This window comes from Taklimakanibacter deserti, assembly GCA_003574785.1.
Genome location: QORU01000045.1, coordinates 1 through 844 on the forward strand (window position 1 = coordinate 1; position 844 = coordinate 844).

Consider the following 844-nt stretch of genomic DNA (forward strand, 5'->3'; position numbering starts at 1 on the left):
GGAAGCTAATCAAGCTACACTTGATACGGTGAAGGTTCAAGCTCAACCTACGGTGAATCATACTAGAAATATCAGTAACCTGCGCGAATTACTGGCTAATCGTACGGACATTAACGTCGGTGGAGGTAGCGTGTCCGCACAATACATTTCGATTCGCGGATCAGGACAAGATCGTATCGGTATGATTGTCGATAATACTTCGACAAATACTCAACAGTGGTATCACCAAGGTCGTTTCCAACTGGATCCGTCTATGGTGAAATCGATTAAAATCGATAAGGGCGCCGGTTCCGCCAGTGCCGGTATCGGTATAACGGACGGTGTAATCCGTGCGGAAACGGTATCGGCAAAAGATTTATTGAAAGACGGCAGATCATTCGGTGCGCGTATCGGTTCCGAATATAACAGTAATCGCGGCATTAACGATTCGCTTTCACTCTATGGACAAGCGAATAATCTGGATGTATTGCTATTAGGCAGTTGGGGAGACGATAAAAACTATAAGGCGGGTAAAGGTTATTCGGATGCGGTGAATAAAAATAGCCGAGTAGTGAATAATACCGCTCGTCGTCAAGGTAATTATTTGGCGAAATTCGGCTATGATATTACCGATAAACAGCGTATCGGCTTAAGTTTCCGTCAAGAGTCGTTTTATGGTGCGGGACAAGATCGTTTCGAGATGATTTTTAATAGCCGCCCGGTAAATGCGAACACGACCAAACGTACCTACAACCTTGAGTATGATGCGAAAGACATCGGCTTTGCTCGAGACGTTAAAGCGAATGTGTTCCATATTTTAGGGACGGATAAGCGAGAAGATTATCAGCAAAATAAATTAACCGGC

At 44.4% G+C, this 844-nt stretch carries 1 protein-coding gene; it reads left to right on the forward strand.

The annotated features are described in order from the left end of the window. The coding region (locus DS839_RS35815; RefSeq protein ID WP_162919023.1) for a TonB-dependent receptor plug domain-containing protein at positions 1 to 844 on the forward strand (844 nt) is incomplete at both ends.